The 18,816-nt window shown below is 71.2% G+C and carries 17 protein-coding genes; 10 read left to right on the top strand and 7 right to left on the bottom strand.

Going from position 1 to position 18,816, the window contains the following annotated elements:
* Window positions 1-17 precede the first annotated feature (17 nt).
* From QC180_RS11960 to QC180_RS11945, 4 genes are all read left to right on the top strand, one after another.
* Window positions 18-2,855 carry an ABC transporter substrate-binding protein gene (locus QC180_RS11960; protein ID WP_278262762.1) on the top strand — a complete coding sequence of 946 codons (2,838 nt, stop codon included), beginning with the start codon at window positions 18-20 and terminating at the stop codon, window positions 2,853-2,855.
* A 181-nt stretch (window positions 2,856-3,036) separates the two neighbouring features.
* Window positions 3,037-4,683, top strand: a complete 1,647-nt coding sequence (locus QC180_RS11955; protein WP_278262761.1) for a serine/threonine-protein kinase — start codon at window positions 3,037-3,039, stop codon at window positions 4,681-4,683.
* Window positions 4,670-5,881, top strand: coding sequence for a DUF7373 family lipoprotein (locus QC180_RS11950; protein WP_278262760.1), 1,212 nt, complete (start codon window positions 4,670-4,672; stop codon window positions 5,879-5,881). Before QC180_RS11955 ends, QC180_RS11950 begins: the two co-directional genes overlap by 14 nt.
* Complete coding sequence (locus QC180_RS11945; protein WP_278262759.1) at window positions 5,878-7,719, top strand: serine/threonine-protein kinase; 1,842 nt, start codon at window positions 5,878-5,880, stop codon at window positions 7,717-7,719. Before QC180_RS11950 ends, QC180_RS11945 begins: the two co-directional genes overlap by 4 nt.
* Window position 7,720: 1 nt before the next feature.
* Here QC180_RS11945 and QC180_RS11940 read toward each other — a convergent pair whose 3' ends face one another.
* Window positions 7,721-9,142 (bottom strand): amidase, encoded by a 1,422-nt coding sequence (locus QC180_RS11940; RefSeq protein ID WP_278262758.1) that lies wholly within the window; start codon window positions 9,140-9,142, stop codon window positions 7,721-7,723.
* 150 nt (window positions 9,143-9,292) lie between these two features.
* Here QC180_RS11940 and QC180_RS11935 point away from each other — a divergent pair, with 150 nt between their 5' ends.
* The 5 genes from QC180_RS11935 to QC180_RS11915 all read left to right on the top strand — a co-directional run bounded on the left by QC180_RS11935 (window position 9,293) and on the right by QC180_RS11915 (window position 12,924).
* A complete protein-coding gene (locus tag QC180_RS11935; protein WP_278262757.1) occupies window positions 9,293-10,159 on the top strand; it encodes an alpha/beta fold hydrolase in 867 nt (288 codons plus the stop codon).
* Window positions 10,146-10,748 (top strand): TetR/AcrR family transcriptional regulator, encoded by a 603-nt coding sequence (locus QC180_RS11930; RefSeq protein ID WP_278262756.1) that lies wholly within the window; start codon window positions 10,146-10,148, stop codon window positions 10,746-10,748. The genes QC180_RS11935 and QC180_RS11930 overlap by 14 nt, the downstream gene beginning before the upstream one ends.
* A gap of 53 nt (window positions 10,749-10,801) precedes the next feature.
* A complete protein-coding gene (gene recO / locus QC180_RS11925; RefSeq protein ID WP_278262755.1) occupies window positions 10,802-11,584 on the top strand; it encodes a DNA repair protein RecO in 783 nt (260 codons plus the stop codon).
* A 90-nt stretch (window positions 11,585-11,674) separates the two neighbouring features.
* The gene (locus tag QC180_RS11920; RefSeq protein WP_278262754.1) at window positions 11,675-12,496 is read left to right on the top strand and encodes an isoprenyl transferase; all 822 of its coding nucleotides are present in this window, start codon (window positions 11,675-11,677) and stop codon (window positions 12,494-12,496) included.
* A gap of 74 nt (window positions 12,497-12,570) precedes the next feature.
* Window positions 12,571-12,924 (top strand): YbjN domain-containing protein, encoded by a 354-nt coding sequence (locus QC180_RS11915; protein WP_474646438.1) that lies wholly within the window; start codon window positions 12,571-12,573, stop codon window positions 12,922-12,924.
* Between the two features lie 3 nt (window positions 12,925-12,927).
* On the opposite strand, the gene QC180_RS11910 is transcribed toward QC180_RS11915, so the two are convergent.
* Both QC180_RS11910 and QC180_RS11905 read right to left on the bottom strand, forming a co-directional pair.
* Complete coding sequence (locus tag QC180_RS11910) at window positions 12,928-13,677, bottom strand: LGFP repeat-containing protein (protein WP_278262752.1); 750 nt, start codon at window positions 13,675-13,677, stop codon at window positions 12,928-12,930.
* Window positions 13,678-13,822: 145 nt separating this feature from the next.
* The gene (locus QC180_RS11905; protein ID WP_278262751.1) at window positions 13,823-14,422 is read right to left on the bottom strand and encodes a TetR/AcrR family transcriptional regulator; all 600 of its coding nucleotides are present in this window, start codon (window positions 14,420-14,422) and stop codon (window positions 13,823-13,825) included.
* 101 nt (window positions 14,423-14,523) lie between these two features.
* On the opposite strand from QC180_RS11905, the gene QC180_RS11900 reads away from it, so the two are divergent.
* A complete protein-coding gene (locus tag QC180_RS11900; protein WP_278262750.1) occupies window positions 14,524-15,495 on the top strand; it encodes a hypothetical protein in 972 nt (323 codons plus the stop codon).
* A gap of 128 nt (window positions 15,496-15,623) precedes the next feature.
* Here the strand turns inward: QC180_RS11900 and QC180_RS11895 are convergent, their stop codons facing one another.
* The 4 genes from QC180_RS11895 to QC180_RS11880 all read right to left on the bottom strand — a co-directional run bounded on the left by QC180_RS11895 (window position 15,624) and on the right by QC180_RS11880 (window position 18,815).
* Window positions 15,624-16,121 carry a hypothetical protein gene (locus QC180_RS11895; protein WP_278262749.1) on the bottom strand — a complete coding sequence of 166 codons (498 nt, stop codon included), beginning with the start codon at window positions 16,119-16,121 and terminating at the stop codon, window positions 15,624-15,626.
* On the bottom strand, window positions 16,118-17,959 hold the full coding sequence (locus QC180_RS11890) for a hypothetical protein (protein ID WP_278262748.1): 1,842 nt from the start codon (window positions 17,957-17,959) through the stop codon (window positions 16,118-16,120). Before QC180_RS11890 ends, QC180_RS11895 begins: the two co-directional genes overlap by 4 nt.
* Window positions 17,959-18,252, bottom strand: coding sequence for a hypothetical protein (locus tag QC180_RS11885; protein ID WP_278262747.1), 294 nt, complete (start codon window positions 18,250-18,252; stop codon window positions 17,959-17,961). The genes QC180_RS11890 and QC180_RS11885 overlap by 1 nt, the downstream gene beginning before the upstream one ends.
* A gap of 119 nt (window positions 18,253-18,371) precedes the next feature.
* Window positions 18,372-18,815: a Fur family transcriptional regulator gene (locus QC180_RS11880; protein ID WP_278262746.1), complete on the bottom strand. Its 444-nt coding sequence runs from the start codon at window positions 18,813-18,815 to the stop codon at window positions 18,372-18,374.
* Window position 18,816: the final 1 nt, after the last annotated feature.

The raw sequence follows: 18,816 nt of genomic DNA, 5'->3' as shown, positions 1-18,816 counted from the left end.
CCGGGGAGGCCGTCGAAGTGCCCGAAGCCAATGATGTCGGCAAGCTGCTGGAGTTGCTGCGGGCGCTCGAGATCCCCGATACCCGGCCGCGCGTGCTGCGGACATTGCTGCGTGGGCGGCGCACGCTGCCGCGTCCGATCGTCGAACTGGTCGGCGTGCAGGGTCATTCGGCGCTCATCGCCGAGCTCTACCGCTGGCTCAGCGAATCCGGTGGCCGCCGCGCCACCCCGCGCGCCAAGGTCGATCTGCGCGCGCCGGACCTGCCGCCGACCACCCTCACCCCGGACCCGCAGGCCCTGGCCAACGGACCGCAGGCCGAGCAGGAGATCTCCGGGCACTGTCTGCCGATCATCCAGCAGCTCGTCGCGGGTTTCGCCGCCGACGACACCGCCATGGGTGCGATCAAGTTCCCGCGCTATCGCACCGCCGACTGGCTGACCCGTCAGCGCGTCACCAGCGACGAGGCCGAGGCGCCCGACGAACTGCGGCGCAGGCTGCCCAAGTTGCTGCGCAGCGGCTCGCCGACCAGCCGTTCCGACACCGCCGAAGGCGTTGCCGGGGACACCATCTCGCGGGTGGTCTTCGGGGTGCTCGCGCTGTGGCCGGTGCTGCGGTTGTGGCTGTGGGTCTCCGGGCGGATACCCGGAATGTCGAAGGTGACGCGCTGGTTCCTGCACCAGCGCTACCTGGCCCCCGAATTGTCGGGTAGTTTCCTGGGTTTCGCGTCCCGGCTCACCGCCTCGCACCGCGTCGACGAGAACGAGGAGCAGGTCGCCAAGCTGCTCATCCACGCCTTCCTCGAAGACCTGCGCGACGCCTATCGGCGCCGGATCTGGCGGCCGTCGAGCTGGCGCCGCACCGCCTATCCGGTGGCGCTGCTGGGCGGGCTGGCCGAGGGCAGCGACGGGGCACGCATCCTCACCTGGATCAACGAGATCCGCAACGAGACCGGCATCTTCGATCCGCTGGTGGTGATCGCGCTGCGGGAGGAGGGGCCGCATCGCGAGGTCGCCGAGCTGTCCTACATCTCCGATCTGCGTCCGCTGCGGACCCTCGAGAGCCTGGCCGAACAGCCCACGCCGCAGCCGCCGGACCCGTTGCAGGTCTGGCTGCGCGAGATCGACAACCGGCGCACCCACCGCCAGGCCGACGCCTGGTTCCTGCCGTTGCGCGCCCTGCTGCCCGCCGACACCCCTCCGCGGGTCAGCGATTCGCGATTCCGCGGCATGGCGCTGCCGCCCGCGCCGCCGTTGGCCGCGCGCAGCTGGTTCGTCGGCCTGTGTGTGCTGGTTCCGGTGGTGCTCGCCGTCGCCGCCGCGCTGACCTACTTCCCGCCGCTGCGCGGGGCGCCGTGTTCGCACTGGCCGTGGACCGACGGGGTCTCGGTGAGCCTGCGCGAGGGCGAATGCGTCGGCTACAGCGACAATGTCGCCCAGACCTTCGCCGACGACCCCGAGCTCTCGGCCATGCAGCGAGAGGTGTTCCGGCTCAACGCCGACGCCGCCGCGGCGCGGCGCGACAACCCCAACCGCCCGCTGGTCTCGCTGGTGTACTTCGCCGGGCTCAGCTATGTCGACACCAATGTGAAGTATCCGCACGCACAGGTCGAGGAGCTGGCCGGGCTGGCGGTGCAGCAGCGACGCGCGCTGCTGGCCGCCGACGAATCGGAACCGTTGCTGCGCGTCGTCATCGCCAACGGCGGCTCGGACATGCGACACGCGCGCTGGGTCGTGGACAACCCGCTGCGCGAGCTCATCGCCGACGATCCCAGCGTGCTCGGCGTGGTCGGCATCGATCGCAGTACCGACGAAACCCGCACGGCCATCACCCGGCTCGGTGAACTCGGCGTGCCCGCGGTGGCCACGACACTGTCGGCCGACGGACTCGACCAGGCCTCGCCGCTGTATTTCCAAGCGGCGCCGAGCAATACCGTGCAGGCGAAACTGGTCGCCGACTACGCGCAGGGCGCCCGCGACGCCACCGGCCGACCCGCCTACGACAAGGTGGCCATCTACCACCCCGAAGGCGACGACGACCTGTACGTGACGACGCTGGTCGAGGACGTGCGCACCGAACTGGCCGAGCGCGGGATGGCCCAGGAGAGTATGAGCTGGCGTGAACAGCAGCAGCTCTACCGGTTCCCGGCGCCGTGCGAGTCGGCCGGGTTCGACCGGCGCACCCTGCTGTTCTTCGCCGGACGCAACGACGATTTCGCGACCTTCGCCAAGTCGGTGAGCCGGGGCTGTCTCAGCGGCGGCGGCCCGGCGATCCTCGGCAACGACGCGGTGACCCGCCTGATCACCGACCAGCGCGCCACGGCCGCGCTGCCCTCGAACCTGACCGTGCGCTATGTCGCCAAGGCCGCGCCGGTGATGCTCGGTGGCGCCGATTGCGTGCGCGGGATCGGCAAACTCGGCAACCAGCCGGTGCCGTTCGAGCACGAACAGCTCTGCGCCGAACTCGCCGGACTGATCGCGGACCTGCGCGTCTACCCCGGACTCGCGAACTACCAGCCCACCTGGGCGGGCGACCGCACCGGCCTGGCCTTCGACGTGAGCGGCCTGTTCCTGCAGGCCGTGCGCAGCAGTCGCGGCGTCCTCGGCGACCAGCCCCCGAACCGCACCGCCATCGCGGTCCAGTTGCGCGAGAGCGACTATCGCGGCGTCACCGGCACCCTGGCCTTCGCGACCAAACGCGTCGCCGACACGTCCTCGATCGCGGTGCTGGTCACCACCGCCGTCGGCGCGGGCGGCCCGCAGCGCTGCCTGCTGATGATGCCGCGCCAACCCGGTCAGGACGGTTGCCCGACGGGCACCGAGAGCGATCTCGAAGGCTGGACCGAACCGGGGCGGTAGTCCGTCGCCGCCCGAATTCCGGAACCGCACGGTCGGATTCGTGCTGTTATAGTCGCTCGAGCGTGACCGGGGGCAAGCGGTTTCCGGTCGACTTCGGGGCGGGAAACCAGCGAAACCGGGTGCCGCCCCGTCACCTGTCGGAAGGGTCCCGGCAGAGCTGTGACCGTGGGAGACCGGGCGGGTGAGTATTGCCGAAGGCGCCGAGTTCGCTGGCTATGTCATCGAGCGGCGGCTGGGCGCCGGAGGCATGGGCACCGTCTATCTGGCCCGCCATCCGCGGCTGCCGCGCCACGACGCGCTGAAGATCCTCGCCGACGATCACGCCGCCGACCCCGAGTTCCGGGCCCGCTTCCTGCGCGAGGCCGAACTCGCCGCCGGACTGGCGCATCCGAATCTCGTCGCGGTGCGCGATCGCGGTGAGAACGACGGCAAGCTCTGGATCGCGACGCAGTACGTGGCGGGATCGGATGCGGCCGAGCTGGTCCGGCGGGGGTCCGGCGGTCTCGATCCGGCGCGGGCGGTCCACATCATCGGGGAGGCGGCGCGCGGCCTCGACGCGGTGCATCGCGCCGGATTGCTGCACCGCGACGTGAAACCGGCCAACATCCTCGTCGCCGAGGAACCGGGCAAGCCCGATCGCGTGCTGGTCACCGACTTCGGGATCGCGCGCCGGGCCGAGGACACCGGCACGCTCTCCGCCGGAGGCGGTCTCACCGCGACGCTGTCCTATGTCGCGCCCGAGCAGCTCGGCGGCGACCGGGTGGACCTGCGCGCGGACGTGTACGCCCTGGGCTGCTCGCTGTTCCACTTGCTCACCGGCACCGTGCCGTTCCCCCGTCAGACACCGGCCGCGGTGATGTACGCGCATCTGCACGAGCCGCCGCCGCGACCGTCCTCGGTGCGGCCCGGGTCGCCCGCGGCGCTCGATGCGGTGATCGCGCGGGCCATGGCCAAGGATCCGGCGCGACGTTTCGCCTCGTGCGGTGAACTGGCGGCGGCGGCCCGTGCCGCACTGGAGAACCAGGAGTCGCCAGGGACGTCCGCGTCGGGCGCGGCACCCGTGGACCGGGAGTCGCTCGCGACGACGGGATCGGCACCCGATTCGCGAGCCCACCCACCCGCGTCGGCCCCGCGTGCGCCGGAGTTCACCGGTGGCAGCTGGACCTCGGACGGCCCCGATCCGTTCACCGCCGCGCTGCTGCGGCGGCGGACACCGTTCGGACGGCTGGTCCGTCGCCGGGGTTTCTGGGCGGTGACGGCGGTCGTGCTCATCGGGATCGTGACCACGGTCGCCGTCGGTATCGGTGGTCGTGGTGCCGACGCCGACTCGAACGCGCGGGTCACCACGTCGCCGCCCCCGCTGCCACCGGCCACCGCCTGGGGTGTCTACAGCTTCGTCGCCGACACCTTCGCCGAGCTGCTGCCCGCCTACCCCTACGGCGTGGGCTATCAGGAGATGACCGCCTGCTACCTGATCGACGACCAGGGCCGCCGGGTCCCCACCGACACTCTCGCGCCGCTGGCGCGGATGCGCTGTGAGGGCAACCGCGACCCGGCGGTGAGCGTGACGGTTGTGTGCAACACCGACCGTTCGCTGATGCTGGTGCCGCCCAGTACCGACAAGGTGGAGGGCCACGAACAGTGGCGTCGGGCGTCCGGGAGCGGAAATGTGTACTGGGGTAACAATCACGGTCGCGACCTCGTCGACATCGGCCATCTGTCCGTCCATTTCGACGAGGCGGCCCGGTCGTTCTGCCGGATCGAGGTCATCGGCGGCGCCGACGGGGCCGAACTGCGCGAGAGGTGGTGGGCCGATGCGCCGCTGTGATTTCCGCGCGGTTCGCGGGCTGCTCGGTGTCGTCCTGCTCGCCGCCGCGCTGACCGGATGCCGGATCTCGGGGACGCCGCAGCCCACCGACGTCGACCTCGCGGCCCTGGATTATGGCACCTACCAGCATGTTCCGCTGACCCCGCCGCCCGGCACCGAGTACTCGGGACGGGTGATCGAGTCGATCCGGATCGGCGAGGTGATGATCAATCCGGCCACCGCCGATTCCGCGCTCTCGGTCTCGCCGCTCGACAAGGGCGCGGTCCCGCTGCCGACCCCGGCGAAGGTGTCGGGGGTGCTGTCGGACCAGGCACGGGCCGTGCTCACCGAACACGGTCTGCTCGCCGGATTCCTCGTCGAGGGCACCGACACGGCGGGCGTCCGGCGGCTGACCGTGCTCGCGCTGCGCATGCCGAATCCGGAAGCGGCGAGCAAGGCGGCGGTGGCGTTGGACGCCGCCGATGCCGCGGTCAGTCCCGACAATGTCGCGGTGTCGGTTCCGAGATACCCGGCGGCCAGGGCGCATTGGCGTCCCACGGTGGCGAGTATGGCGGCCACCGTCGCGCACGGCGCGTTCGTGGTGAGCCTGCTCGCCGTGCACACCACCCCCGACGCCGCCGCGCTGACCGACCTGCTCGCCGCGGCCTTCGACGCGCAACTGCCCGAGCTGGACCGCTTCGTCGCGACGCCCGCCGAGCGCTTCGCCGACCTGCCGATCGATCCCGACGGCCTGCTCGCGCGGATGGTCCCGGAGAAGCCGGGACGCTGGTCGCCGCCCGCGGTGGTACTGATCGACGCGGACGAGATCGCCGGTGGCAAGGCGGCACTGCACGCCAGGGGAGTGGTGTACGGCCCCAACGCGGCCTATCTGTTCGGCTCCCGGCAGCAGCGGACCTCCGAGGATGCCCTGGCCCTGATGAGTTTCGACGGTCTCAAGCGCTACCCCGACGCCGTCGAGGCACGCCGCGCCTTCCAGCGCGGTGCCAAGAGCTTCGCCGACCTGACACCGATCCCCGGACCCGAGGGTATCGTCGACATCCGGTGCGGCGATTTCGGCGCGGGCCGCGGCGACCCGAACATCCGCTACGCGTGCGCGCTGCCGCACGGCCGCTATGTCGCCACCGTCTTCGCGGCGTCGGAGGAACAGATCCGGCAGAAGGCCGCCGCGCAGTACAGCCTGCTGGAACTGGCCGGATGACCGCGCGGTTGCGCCCGGGATCGGTCTTCGCCGGGTATGTGATCGAGCGGGTGCTCGGGAGCGGTGGGATGGGCACCGTCTACGCCGCGCGGCATCCGCGACTGCCGCGCTGGGACGCGCTCAAGGTCCTCAGCGACACCCACAGCGCCTCCGCCGAATTCCGGGCCAGGTTCGTGCGCGAGGCGGAACTGGCCGCGCGGATCGACCACCCGAATGTGGTGGCCGTCCACGATCGCGGCATCGACGACGGTGCGCTGTGGATCGCGATGCAGTACGTGGCGGGCACCGACGCCGCCACGATCCTGCGCCGGGGTGTGCCCGATCCGCGCCTGGCGCTACACATCGTCACCGAGGCGGCCGCCGGTCTGGATGCCGCGCACCGGGCCGGGCTGCTGCACCGCGATGTCAAGCCTGCCAACCTGATGCTGGAATCGCGGGCGGGGGAACCGGACCGGGTGTTGGTCGCCGACTTCGGCATCGCCAAGTCCGGCACCGACGGCACCGCGCTCACCGAAGCGGGCGCGTTCCTGGCCACCCTCGCCTACGCGGCGCCGGAACTCATCCGCCTCGACACCGTCGACCACCGCGCCGACGTGTACTCCCTGGGCTGCACCCTCCACGAGCTGCTCACCGGCCGCAAACCCTTCCCGCGCGAAGTCCCCGCCGCCGTCATCGAGGCCCACCTCACCGCGCCCCCACCCCGTCCCACCGAGTTCACCCCGCACCTGCCACCCGCGATCGACGCGGTCATCGCGCGGGCCATGGCCAAGAACCCCGACGAGCGCTATGCGAGTTGCGGCGCCCTCGCCGCCGCGGCGGCCGCGGCCTTCGGCGTCCCGATCGCGCCGACGGCCCGCGCCGGACAACCGGGCGCGGTGGTGATGTCGAATCCGCATGTCAGCCGACCGGACGCGGTGGTGTCGCCGAATCCGGTGGGCGGACAATCGGGTGCGGGGATGACGCCGACCCCACTCGCCGGACAGCCCGGTGCGGGGATGACACCGAACTCGAAGTTCGGCCAACCGGGTGCGGGGATGACGCCGAATCCGATGGGCGGACAATCGGGTGCGGGGATGACGCCGACCCCACTCGCCGGACAGCCCGGTGCGGGGATGACACCGAACTCGAAGCTCGGCCAACCGGGTGCGGGGATGACGCCGAATCCGCAGGCCGGACGACCTGACGCGCTGATGACCCCGAAACCGCAGTTCGGGCAACCCCGCGACTCCGCAGCTCCCCGGCGGCGCTGGCCGCTCGTCGCCGGGGCGGCCGTCGTCACCGCCGCTGTAGTCGCCGCGGGGATCGTCGCGCTGAACCGGGACGACGGGGCGTCCCCCGAACCCGCCGCGACCTCGGCGGCACCGACCACCCCCGCCGAGTCGCCCTGGAAAGCGCACGAATACATCATCCAGGCGTTTCCCGACCTGCTGCCGAAGTCCCCGTTCGCCAGCGGATACGACGGCACCCGATGCGCCGCGGTCGACAAGAGCTACGACCCGGTGCCCCTCGATCAGCTCGGTGACGTCGGCACCCTGAGTTGCAACGGTGACCGTGACCCGGTCGAGCGGATGACGGTGGCCTGCAAGGGCAATCGCGCGCCCGCCACCTCGGGCCGGTTCGCCGACGGCACGGCGACCAGGGAAGAGGCGTGGCAGCGGCCCTCGGGCAGCGGACGGATCGTCGTCCAGGACATTCCCGGTCGCGATCCCGGCACTGTCGCCGGGGCGCTGAGCATCCAATTCGACGACGTCGCCCGCAACTTCTGCCTGATCATCGTCATCGGCGGCGCCGACGGCACCGAACTCTACGACCGCTGGTGGACGACCGCGCCGCTGTGAGTCACCACCAGGAGGTGGGGCGCGCGCGGTCCCAGCGCAGCTCCGATTCGAGTTGGGCCGCCAACGCGATCAGGGTCGGTTCGGTGTTCGCCGTGCCCATGAGCTGGGCGCCGATCGGTAGTCCCGTGTCGGTGAATCCGGCGGGGACGTTCACACTCGGCCAGCCCAGGACGTTCCACGGCCAGGTGTAGGGGCAGGCGGCGGTGATGAGGTTGTTGGTCGCGCCGACACCGATGCCGTCGATCTCCTCGGCGACCGGCGGCGGGGTGGCGGTGGTGGGGGCCAGCACCACGTCGTAGTCGTCGAAGAAGCCGCCGATCCGTGTGTGCAGCAGCGGTTCCGCGAGACGGGCGGCGGCCAGGGCCGGACCGCCGAGGACCCGGCCGAGGCGGGCATTGGCCGTGGTGCGGGGGTCGACGATCGCTTCCGGCATGGCGCGGCGCACGGTACTGATACCCGCCATCGAGCGCGGCAGGAACGAGGCGCCGATCATCAGCCCGTAGTGCAGGTCGGCCACGGTGACCGTGTGGCCGAGGCCTCGCAGGGTCGTCGCCAGGGCGTGCACCGCGGCGGCGATCTGTGGATCGAGTGCGGTTTTGGTGGCGGTGAACGGTATGCGTAGGGACAGGGCGATGCGGAGTCGGCCGGGATCGCGGTCCATGGCGGCGCTCGCGTCGATCGGTGCCGGGGTGTGCCGGTCACCGTCGTGCGCACCGGCGGCGACGTCCAGCAGCAGGGCGGCGTCGCGGACGGTCCGGGCCAGCGGTCCGTTGACGGTGAGTCCGTAGAACGCCTCGGGATGCGGCCAGGTGGAGATGCGGCCACGCTGCGGCTTGATGCCGACCAGGTTGTTCCACGCGGCGGGAATGCGCACCGAGCCCGCGCCGTCGGAACCCAGTGCGGCGGGCACCAATCCGGCCGCCACCGCCGCGGCCGAACCACCCGAGGAACCGCCGGGCGTGCGGGTGCGGTCCCACGGATTGCGGGAGTGACCGAAGGCGGCGCCGCTGGTGAACGGCAGCTGCCCCAGCTCACACGTATTGGTCTTGCCCACGATCACCGCACCGGCGGCGCGCAGCCTGCGCACCGATTCGGCGTCCTCGGTCTTCGGTCGGAACTCGCCGCCACAGCCGAACGCGGTGATCTCCCCGGCCACGTCGGTGTCGTCCTTGACCGCGATCGGCACACCGAGCAGTGGCAGCCGGGCACCGGCGGCCAGGCGCGCGTCGGCCTCGGCGGCCTCGCGCAGGGCGGCCTCGCGACGGACCACGCGGAAGGCGTTGAGCGTCGGCTGGGACGCCTCGATGCGGTCGAGGGCGTCGGTGACGGCCGCGACCGAGGAGAGATGGCCGTCGGCCAGGGCGGCGGACAGTTCGGTGAGGCCGAGGTCGGCCTGGGGTGCGGTGCGGTCGGGCGCGGACATGTGAGCTCCGTCTCGTCAAGGGCGTGACACGACCGTAGCGCCGTAACTGGTCGATCGTCCACATCCCCTAGGGTGGGTATTCGATCTAGACATACATACGGAATGTATGTAACAGTGAACGGGTACCGACTTCGACCAGGGGAGGACCCCATGGGAATCAGTCCAGCGCTCGGCCCGGCCCGCGAGATCGCCCTGTCGACGGGGCGGATCCGCTATCACGACAGCGGCACCGGATCGCCGGTGGTGTTCGTGCACGGTCTGCTCGTCAACGCCGACATCTGGCGGAAGGTGGTGCCCGGCCTGGCCGCCGCCGGTCATCGCTGTCTCACTCCCGACTGGCCGCTCGGCGCGCACTCGATCCCGATGCCCGAGGCCGACCTCACGCCCACCGGACTCGCCGACCTGATCGCGGAATTCCTCGACGCGCTCGACCTCACCGATGTCACCGTCGTCGCCAACGACACCGGCGGCGCCCTCACCCAACTCCTGATGACCCGCAGACCGGACCGGATCGGCCGGGTCGTGCTGGCCGCCGTCGACTGCTACGAGGTCTTCCCGCCGTTCCCCTTCGGCGCCCTGCTGAAGGTCGCCAAGTGGCCGGGCACCATCGCGCCGCTGCTGGCGCCGATGCGCTGGAAGCCCGTCCAGCGGCTGCCGCTGGGATTCGGCTGGGTCACCAAGCACGCCCTGCCCGAGGAGATCGCGCAGTCCTACCTCGCGCCCGCCCGTCGAGACGCCGCCATCCGCGCCGACCTGCGCCGCTTCGCCGCCGGGGTGAGCAACCGCGACACCCTGGCCGCGGCCGAACGCTTCGCCGGGGTGGACCTGCCGGTCCGGGTGATCTGGTCCACCGAGGACAAACTGTTCCCCATGGCCCTGGCCGAACGCCTGGTCGCGGATCTGCCCCGGGCGAGCCTGCACACCGTCGAGGACTCCTACACCTTCCTGCCCGAGGACCAGCCGGAGTTGCTCACCGAACTGATCGTGGAGTTCACTCGGCTGCATGCAGCGCCGTAGTCAGGAGGATCGCTCCCGCACCACCCGGGCCGCGCTCGAGCGGGCAGGTCGCGACCTGTTCGCCGAGCGCGGCTTCGCGGGCACCTCCGCCGAACAGCTGGTGGCCGCCGCCGGGGTCACCCGCGGCGCCCTGCACCACCACTACGGCGACAAGCGCGGCCTGTTCCTGGCCGTGCTCGAAGAACTCGAAGGCGAGATCACCGCCGAGGTCCAGCGCGCGGTCGACGCCGCCGACCAGGCCGACGTCATGGCCGGGATGACCCTGGGCCTGGCCTGTTTCCTGGAGATCTGCGCCCGCCCCGAAGTCCTGCGCATCGCCCTGACCGACGCCCCGACCGTGCTGGGCTGGCAGGCCTGGCGCGAACTCGAGGCCCGCCACGGCCTCGGCCTCATCACCGAACAGCTCGACCGGGCCACCGGCGCGGGCCTGGTCGCCGCCGCGCCGGTCGCGGTGCTGGCGCAACTGCTGCTCAGCGCCATCGCCGAGGCCTCGCTCATCGTCGCGCACGCCGAGGACCCCGAGCGCGCCCGCGCCGAGACCCAGCAGTCACTGCTGCTGCTCATCACCGGACTGCTGCGCCGGGACTGACCCCCGGGGTGTGGCGTGTGCGCGGTGTCGGGCACCCGTGGAAGACTGGGCCCGTGCGGTTGTATCGGGACGAGGCGGTGGTGCTGCGTCAGCACAAGCTGGGCGAGGCCGATCGCATCGTCACGCTGCTGACCAGACAGCACGGGCTGGTGCGCGCGGTGGCCAAGGGTGTGCGGCGCACCAAATCGAAGTTCGGGGCGCGGCTCGAACCGTTCGCCTACATCGACGTGCAACTGCATCCCGGCCGCACCCTCGACGTCGTCACCCAGGTGAGCACGCTCGAGGCGTTCGCCACCGACATCATCGACGACTACGGCCGCTACACCACGGCCTGCGCCATCCTCGAGACCGCCGAACGGCTGGCCGGTGAGGAACGCGCGCCCGCGCCCAAACTGCACTCGCTCACCGCCAGCGCCCTGCGCGCCATCGCCGCCCAGCAGCGTCCGCACGAACTGATCCTCGACGCGTACCTGTTGCGCGCCATGGGTTTCGCGGGCTGGGCACCCGCGCTGGACGAATGCGCCCGCTGCGCCACCCCGGGTCCGCACCGCGCCTTCCATGTGGCCGCGGGCGGCGCGGTCTGTGTGCACTGCCGTCCGCCGGGTGCCAGCACGCCGGTCGCGGGGGTGCTCGATCTGCTCGTCGCCCTGCTGAAGGGGGAGTGGGCCTACATCGACGGCGTGCCGGACAACGTCCGCCGCCAAGCCAGCGGACTGGTCGCCGCGCACCTGCAATGGCATCTGGAACGTCAGCTGCGCACCCTGCCGCTGATCGAACGCACCGGCACCACCACCACGAATCGGTCCGACGCCGCTGTCGTCGAGCAGGTCGGCTGACCGGCACGCGCGACGCGTCACCCGGTGACGCCCGCGCCGACCGGCGGCCACGGCGGAGCCCGTGCGGGCGATATCCGGCGATCAGGCAGGATGGAGGCCGTGATCCTGCGTCGTGACTCTTCCACCGCGAGCAAGCCGGGTGGCGGCACCCGCACCGTGCGCCCGCCGTCGCCGCACCCCTCCGGCGCGCGTCCGCCCGAGATCCCGGCGGAGCTGGTGCCCAACCACGTCGCGCTGGTGATGGACGGCAACGGCCGCTGGGCCCAGGAGCGCGGGCTGCCGCGCACGGCCGGGCACGAGCGGGGCGAGGCCGTGCTCATGGACGCGGTCGAGGGCTGTATCGAGATCGGCGTCAAGTGGCTCTCGGCGTATGCCTTCTCCACCGAGAACTGGCGGCGCAGCCCCGACGAGGTGCGCTTCCTGATGGGCTTCAACCGCGACGTCATCCGTCGCCGCCGCGACGAGATGCACGAGATGGGCGTGCGGGTGCGCTGGGCCGGACGCCGTCCGCGCCTGTGGCGCAGCGTGATCAAGGAACTCGAGGTCGCCGAGGAGCTCACCCGCGACAACGACGTGATGACGCTGACCATGTGCGTCAACTACGGCGGCCGCGCCGAGATCGCCGACGCCGCCCGCGAGATCGCGCGCCGGGTCGCGGCGGGGGAGATCGATCCGGAGAAGGTCGACGAGGCCACCGTCGCGCGCTATCTCGACGAACCCGATATGCCCGATGTCGACCTGTTCCTGCGGCCCTCGGGCGAGTTCCGCAGCTCGAACTTCCTCATCTGGCAGGCCGCCTACGCCGAATTCGTCTACCAGGACACCCTTTTCCCCGACTTCGACCGGCGTAACCTGTGGGACGCGTGCCTGGAATACGCCAAGCGCGATCGTCGCTTCGGCGGCACCAAATGAGCGACGGAGCCGACATGGACGCGGTGGTCACCCCCGAACTGGACCTGCAGGCGCGCACCGGCGCCTGCCTGCAGATGCAGGACATCGATGTGCGCGTCGACGCCGACGGCTCGCTCGGTTTCGAATACGACGGCGCGCTGTGCTCGATCCGCGCGGTCACCCTCGCGCCCGGCCTCACCGTGCTGTCGCTGACCAGCGTGCTGGCCTGGGACCGGGCGCTCAAGCCGCAGCTGCACAAGCGGGTCGCCGAGCGCAACAACGAGATCCAGTTCGGCTCGGTCACGCTGATCGCGCGCGGCAAGCTCGGCGATGTGATCCTGCGCTACACCTTCCCCGCCGAGGGTCTCGACGACCAGGCGCTGACCACCATGCTGCTGCTGGCGCTCACCGGCGCGAGCAGAGCCCGCGAGGGTCTGCTCGCGCCGTAGCCGTCAGTTCTCGGGCTTCCAGGTGAGCTTGCCGCCCTGGAAGTCCTGGGCCTTGCCGCCAAGGTAGTCGTATTCGTCGCTGGTCGGGTAGCCGTAGCGGCCGGTCTCGGCGCCCGCGCGGATCCAGTCGGCCTGGATGCTGCCCCACACCGCGTGCGCGCCGGTGGCGGCGGTCCAGTAGATGGCGCCGGTCGGGAACATCGAGAACTGGCCGCCCTTGCCCGCGGCGGACACGTCGCTGAGCGGGAAGCCCAGCGGGCTCGACTCCCAGCCCAGCGCCGCCCACTTGTCGCGGATCGGGCCGCTGATCTGGTGCGCGCCGGTGCCGACGGACCAGTAGATCGAGCCCTGCTGGAAGTGGTTGTAGCGACCGGCGCCGTTGGGCGTCGACTCCTCGCGGGTCACCGGGTAGCCCAGCTTGCCCGACTCGTTGCCCAGCTCGGCGTACTTGTCGCGGATCTGACCGGCGACGGTGCGGGCGTCGGTGTCGGGGTGCCAGTAGATGGCGGCGTTGTTGGCGAAGGTCTGGTACTTGCCACCGGAGGCGGCGTCGGCCTCGGGGGAGGTGGGGTCGCCGAGCGCGCCGCCGCCCACCATGTCGTACTCGACCTCGATCGCGCCGCCGACCTCGAATTCGCCGATCTTCCTCGCCTGTGCGGTTCCGGCGACGGCCGCGGGGATCAGGACCGCCACGGTGGCGGCGGCGAGGGCGGCCAGGCCGCGTGAACGAAGGGTTCGTCGGTGCAATACCACAGGAAACTCCCTGGTCGGATCGATGTGTCGATGGCCTGGTGGCCCACGACCCCACCGATGCCGCACCCGAACCTACCCGTTCATCGCCCGTCGTAACAGTGAGCTGTCTTACGTCCCGCCGCGCTGGCCGCGCGATGGTGAGGTGTCAGGGCGTGCTCATCGGCAGCAGGAGTTCCAGGCCGCGGGCGAGGTCGTCGGGGGTGATGTCCTCGAGCAGCAGGTGCTGGAGGATGAAGCCGGGCAGCACACCGATGATCGTCTTGGCGAAGGCGTCCAGATCGGCGTCGGCGGGCAGATCGCCGCGCTCGCGCAGGCGCTCGCCGTACTCGCGCCACAGCTCGCGCATCGACGCGATGGCCTCGCGCACGGGCACGCCCGAATCGGGTTGCACCATGGCCAGCGCCCAGGCCTGCGGTGCCAGTCGCAGGGGGCCGCCGGGACCGCTGCGTCGCACGATCTCGGTGGTCAGCAGGCGCACCACTTCGGCGAGCGGGGGCAGTTCATCGGTGCGGATGATCTCGGCGAGGCGGGCGCGCAGCGGGCCCATGGTGTTGGTCACCAGCGCGCGGATGATCTCGTTCTTGCTGGTGAAGTACCGGTAGACGGCCCCGGCCGAGAGCCCCGATTCGGTGAACACGTCCTGCATGGAGGTCTCGTGGAACCCCTTGCGGGTGAAGCACACCTGGGCGGCGTCGAGGATCTGCTGCCTGCGGCGTTCGAGATGTTCTTCGCTGACTCGGGGCATGCCCAAAAATAAAACGAATATCCGTTCTTGACAAGTGAGCGGCGGCGGTGTCACCGTGGAAACACCAAAAAGAACGAACATTCGCTTTAAGGGAGAATGTCATGACGATCACCCGACGAGCAGTGGCTCTCGGTCTCGCGGCGACCCTGCTGCAGGCCCTGCTCCTGATCGCCTTCGCCTGGCCCGCCGTCAACCTCGCCCCGCGCGACCTACCCATCGCCGTCACCGGCCCGCAGGCCGCGCAGATCACCCAGCGCCTGCAGGAGCACGACCCCGACGCCTTCGCCGTCACCACGCTGGCCGACGCGGGCGCCGCGCGCACCGCGCTGGCCGACAACGAGATCTACGGCGCGATCGTCACCGGCGAGGGCGCACCCCAGTTCCTGGTCGCCTCGGCCGCCTCACCCGCCGTCGCGCAGCAGCTCACCGCGATCGCCCAGCAGCTCGGTGGCGCCACCCCCGCACCGGTCCAGGACGTGGTCGCCACCGATCCCGACGACCCGCGCGGCGCGGGATTCGGCTCGATGGTGCTGCCGCTGGTCATGTCCGGCATCGCCGCGGGCGTCCTGCTCACCCTGCTGGTCCCCGCCTTCGGCGCCCGCCTCGCCGGGCTGGCCACCTTCGGCCTCGCGGGCGGCCTGCTCAGCACTCTGATCTTCCACAGCTGGCTCTCGATCGTCCCCGGCTCCTATCTCGAGCTGGCCGCGATCGCCGGACTCGCCATGTTCGCCGTGGCCGTGACCGTCGTCGGTCTCGCCGCCGCCCTCGGCCGTCCCGGCATCGGCCTCGGCGCCCTGACCATGCTGCTCATCGGCAACCCGTTCTCCGCCGCCACCTCCGCCCCCGAACTGCTGCCGCGGCCCTGGGGCACCCTCGGCCAGCTCTTCCCGCCGGGCGCCGCCGCCTCCCTGCTCCGCGCGGTCGCCTACTTCGGCGGCGCGGGCGCGGCCGGTCCGCTGACGGTGCTGCTGGGCTGGTCGGCGGCGGGTCTGGCGCTGCTCGGGTTCGGGGCATGGCGTGCCCGCACGACGGTCGAGCCCGTCGCCGGGGAGCCGGTCCCGGTCGCTGCCTAACTCTGCCCTGACGCCGACGTGCCGGGAGATGTGAAAGCCCGAGCACGACTCGGCCCCGACGCCATCGCGCCGACCCGATGCGCCGCACAGATCGTGCGGCGCATCGCCCGTTGTCCGGCGGCGCGGACCTATTCAGCGGCGCAGGGCGCCGACGACCGCAGCACGAAACGGGTCGGTGCCGAGCCGTAGCGCAGGGCCGCCACCGAGAATCCCCGCGAGTCGCGGTAGACCCGGTTGACCGGATCGTCGCCGGGAATCGGACTCTCCGCGAGGACGAACCCGTGCGCGGTCATCCCCGCCAGCTTCGCCAGCGCGCTGTCGACGAATTCCGCTGGGGGATCGGCGATCTCCCGCTCATAGGACGGCGCCCACGGCGGCCCGGTGCTCTGGAGGGAATCCCGATCGGTCCGGCAGCCGTTTCCCAGGCGCACCGCGCCGTCCTCGACGGTGACCGGCTCGGGCCAGACGCGCTCGAAGTTGTCGGCGACGAGCGGCACCGCCTCCGCCACGGTCAGCCCGGTGGTGTCGGCGATGTCCTGATTCGACGGGCCCTCGGGGACCAGCCCACCGCAAGCCGCCGTCGCCAACCCGGCCGCCACCACCACGATCAACCCGGCGTGCCTCATGCGACGTCGAGTTCCGGCCCGAGGCCAGGGTTGTCGGTGATGCGCGGATTCGCGTACGGGTCCACGCCGAAGAGCTGCCCGGCGGTCGCCGCCTTGCCCGCGTCGAAGCCCTCCTTGACGCCGTCGCCGTTGTCACCGAGCCCGATATCGATCCAGTCGGTCTCGATCCCGCGCTCGACATACCCGGTGACCTCACCGCCCCGGATCACCCCGACGATGTTCTGGAAGGCCGTGGAGGACGGGTCGTCCCAATACTTTCCGTGCCCGTCGGGCCCGAAGACGACCTCGCCGCGCTCGTGTCCGTCGAAATCCCGCCCGTAGAAGCCGGTGTCGAGCCGGGTGACACCCGGCACCTCGTCGGGGTCGCCACCCACGTCGGCCGCGTGCGGATTGCCCGGGAGTCCACCGAGGCCGGGCAGGCGCAGTCCCTCGTCCGGATAGGACTGCACCACGCCGATGAGATCACCCGGCGCCGTCATCGAATACCGCTGGACCTGCGGATTCGGATTGTTCCAGCCACCGTCGAACACTCCGGTCCCCGCCGAGGACGCGTGCAGCACCCGGTCGGCGCGCAGACCGAGCTGTTCGGCCGAGCCGACGATCGACCCGCCATAGGAATGGCCCACATACGACACCGGTGACCCCGGCGCCTGCGCGCTCACCTCCCGGTCGACCTCGCGCCCGAAATCGACCAGCCGGGGCGCCATCTCGGCCGCGAACCGCGGACTCGGCGCCCCGTCGGACAGGCTCGTCAGGCTCTGCGGGAAGTCGCCCTCCATGTACAGGAACACCGGGCTGCCGGTCTGATCGGCGAGATTCCATGCGGCCACATGATTGGACCCGGACCCGTTCAGGTTGGTGCTGGTCCCCGGCACGTACACCCCGACGCCCGGCACCCCGGACGTCATCGCGCCGACCATCTCGATCATCCGTCCGTTGCCCTCGGTGCTGAACATGACGAACTGCCGGTCGACCATATCCAGGCGCGGTGTCGCGCCCGCCCCGGTCGCCGCGGGAGTGGTGCCGAGCGTGCCCGCGCCGTCGGGATTCGGGATCGGCGCGAGCATCGCCTCCAGTTGCCGGACTCGCGCCTCGTCGGGCTCGGGCTTGCGCTTCTCGGCGGTCAGGGCATTGCGGATATTGATCTCGTTGGCCTCGATCCGCAGCGCGAACGGGACCCCGTTCAGGTTGCCCAGTTTCTCGGGCGCGGCGATCACCAGCTGCCGCTGTGCCTCGGGACTCAGCCCCGCGAGAAAGGTCGCGCGCTCGTCGGCCGACATCGCCGCCAGCCGCACCGCCACGTCGTCGGGGTCCGCCAGCGTTCCGTTGGCCAGGGCGATATCGGGTTGCCCGTCGCGCAGCGCGCCGAGATCGGCCAGTGATTCCCGGAGCCGGGCGCCGAACTGCCCGTCGATGCGCTCGATCTCGTCGAGCCCGCCGAACAGATTGAGCTGGAAGACCCCGGCATCGCCCTCCCTGTCCGGGTCCGGATGACTCACCCGCCCGTCCGGCTCCACCCGGAAGCCTTGCGCGAGGGCGACTCCGCGCTGATCCAGGACATAGGTCCTGGCGTGCCGGAGCCCCTGCCAGGCGTCGGAGGCGTCGTCGGCGATGCGCAGCAGCACCGTGCGCACCTCGTAGCCGTGATCGACTTCCGCGTCGATGCGGCGGGTGGCCGCGTCCTTGGTCCGCCCGTGCCAGCCGCCCGCCGCCGAGGCCGCCCGTGAGCAGTCGTCGACCGAGGCGGAGAGCAGGTCGGCATTGGTCCGCGCGGCCGTCGCGGCGCGCTGCAGACCGTCGAGGTTCCAGCCGTCGAGCTGGGGGAGGGTCGGGCGCATCAGCGGGCCGGGAGGGTGTCGATCGCCGCGGCGATCTCGGCGTCCTGGGCCTGGATGTCGGCGGAGAACAGGTCCACCAGATCCGCCAGCGCCGCGTACCGATCCGCGATCGAGGTCATCGCCGCACCGGCCGGTTCGACCAGGCCGCACACGGCGGTCAGCACCTCGCTGCCCTCTCCGGTGGCCTCGCTCATGGCCGCCCAGGCGAGCCCGCCGACCTCACCGCTCTCCGCGCGCCAGGTTCTAGCCATGGCTTTCAGCTGATCGGGCTCCACGCCCAGGGTGCCGCTCACGAGTTCCCCTCCTTCGGCGCCGAACCGGCCTGCGGCCGTCGGTACCCACCGTGCGGATCGGTCTGTTCGTGAAGGTTGGACGGGGCGCGCGAATCGAGGGTTCCATCATGTGACGTGTGTCACGCGGAAGCGGCTTCTTCCGTCGCGTTCCTGGCGTGCACGCAGTCGCGGCAGGTGCCGAAGATCTCCAGGGTGTGGCTCACCTCGGTGAAGCCGTGCTCGCCCGCGATCGCCTCGGCCCACGCCTCGACGGTGGGGCCCTCGACCTCGACGGTGCGCCCGCACTGCCTGCACACCAGGTGGTGGTGATGCCCGCTCGAGCACTGCCGATAGACCGACTCGCCGGTATCGGTGCGCAACACGTCGACCATGCCCGCGTCGGCCAGCGACTGCAGGGTGCGGTAGACGGTGGTCAGGCCGATGCCCTCACCGCGTTTACGCAGCTCGTCGTGCAGTTCCTGGGCGGAACGGAATTCGTCGATATCGCCGAGCAGGGCCGAGATCGCGCTGCGCTGACGCGTGCTGCGCACCCCGACCTGTTTTCCGGGATTGTGGTCCGTCAAC

The organism is Nocardia anocheti (assembly GCF_029675105.1).
Taxonomy (GTDB): Bacteria; Actinomycetota; Actinomycetes; order Mycobacteriales; family Mycobacteriaceae; genus Nocardia.
This window is presented reverse-complemented; position numbering and strand designations above follow the sequence as displayed.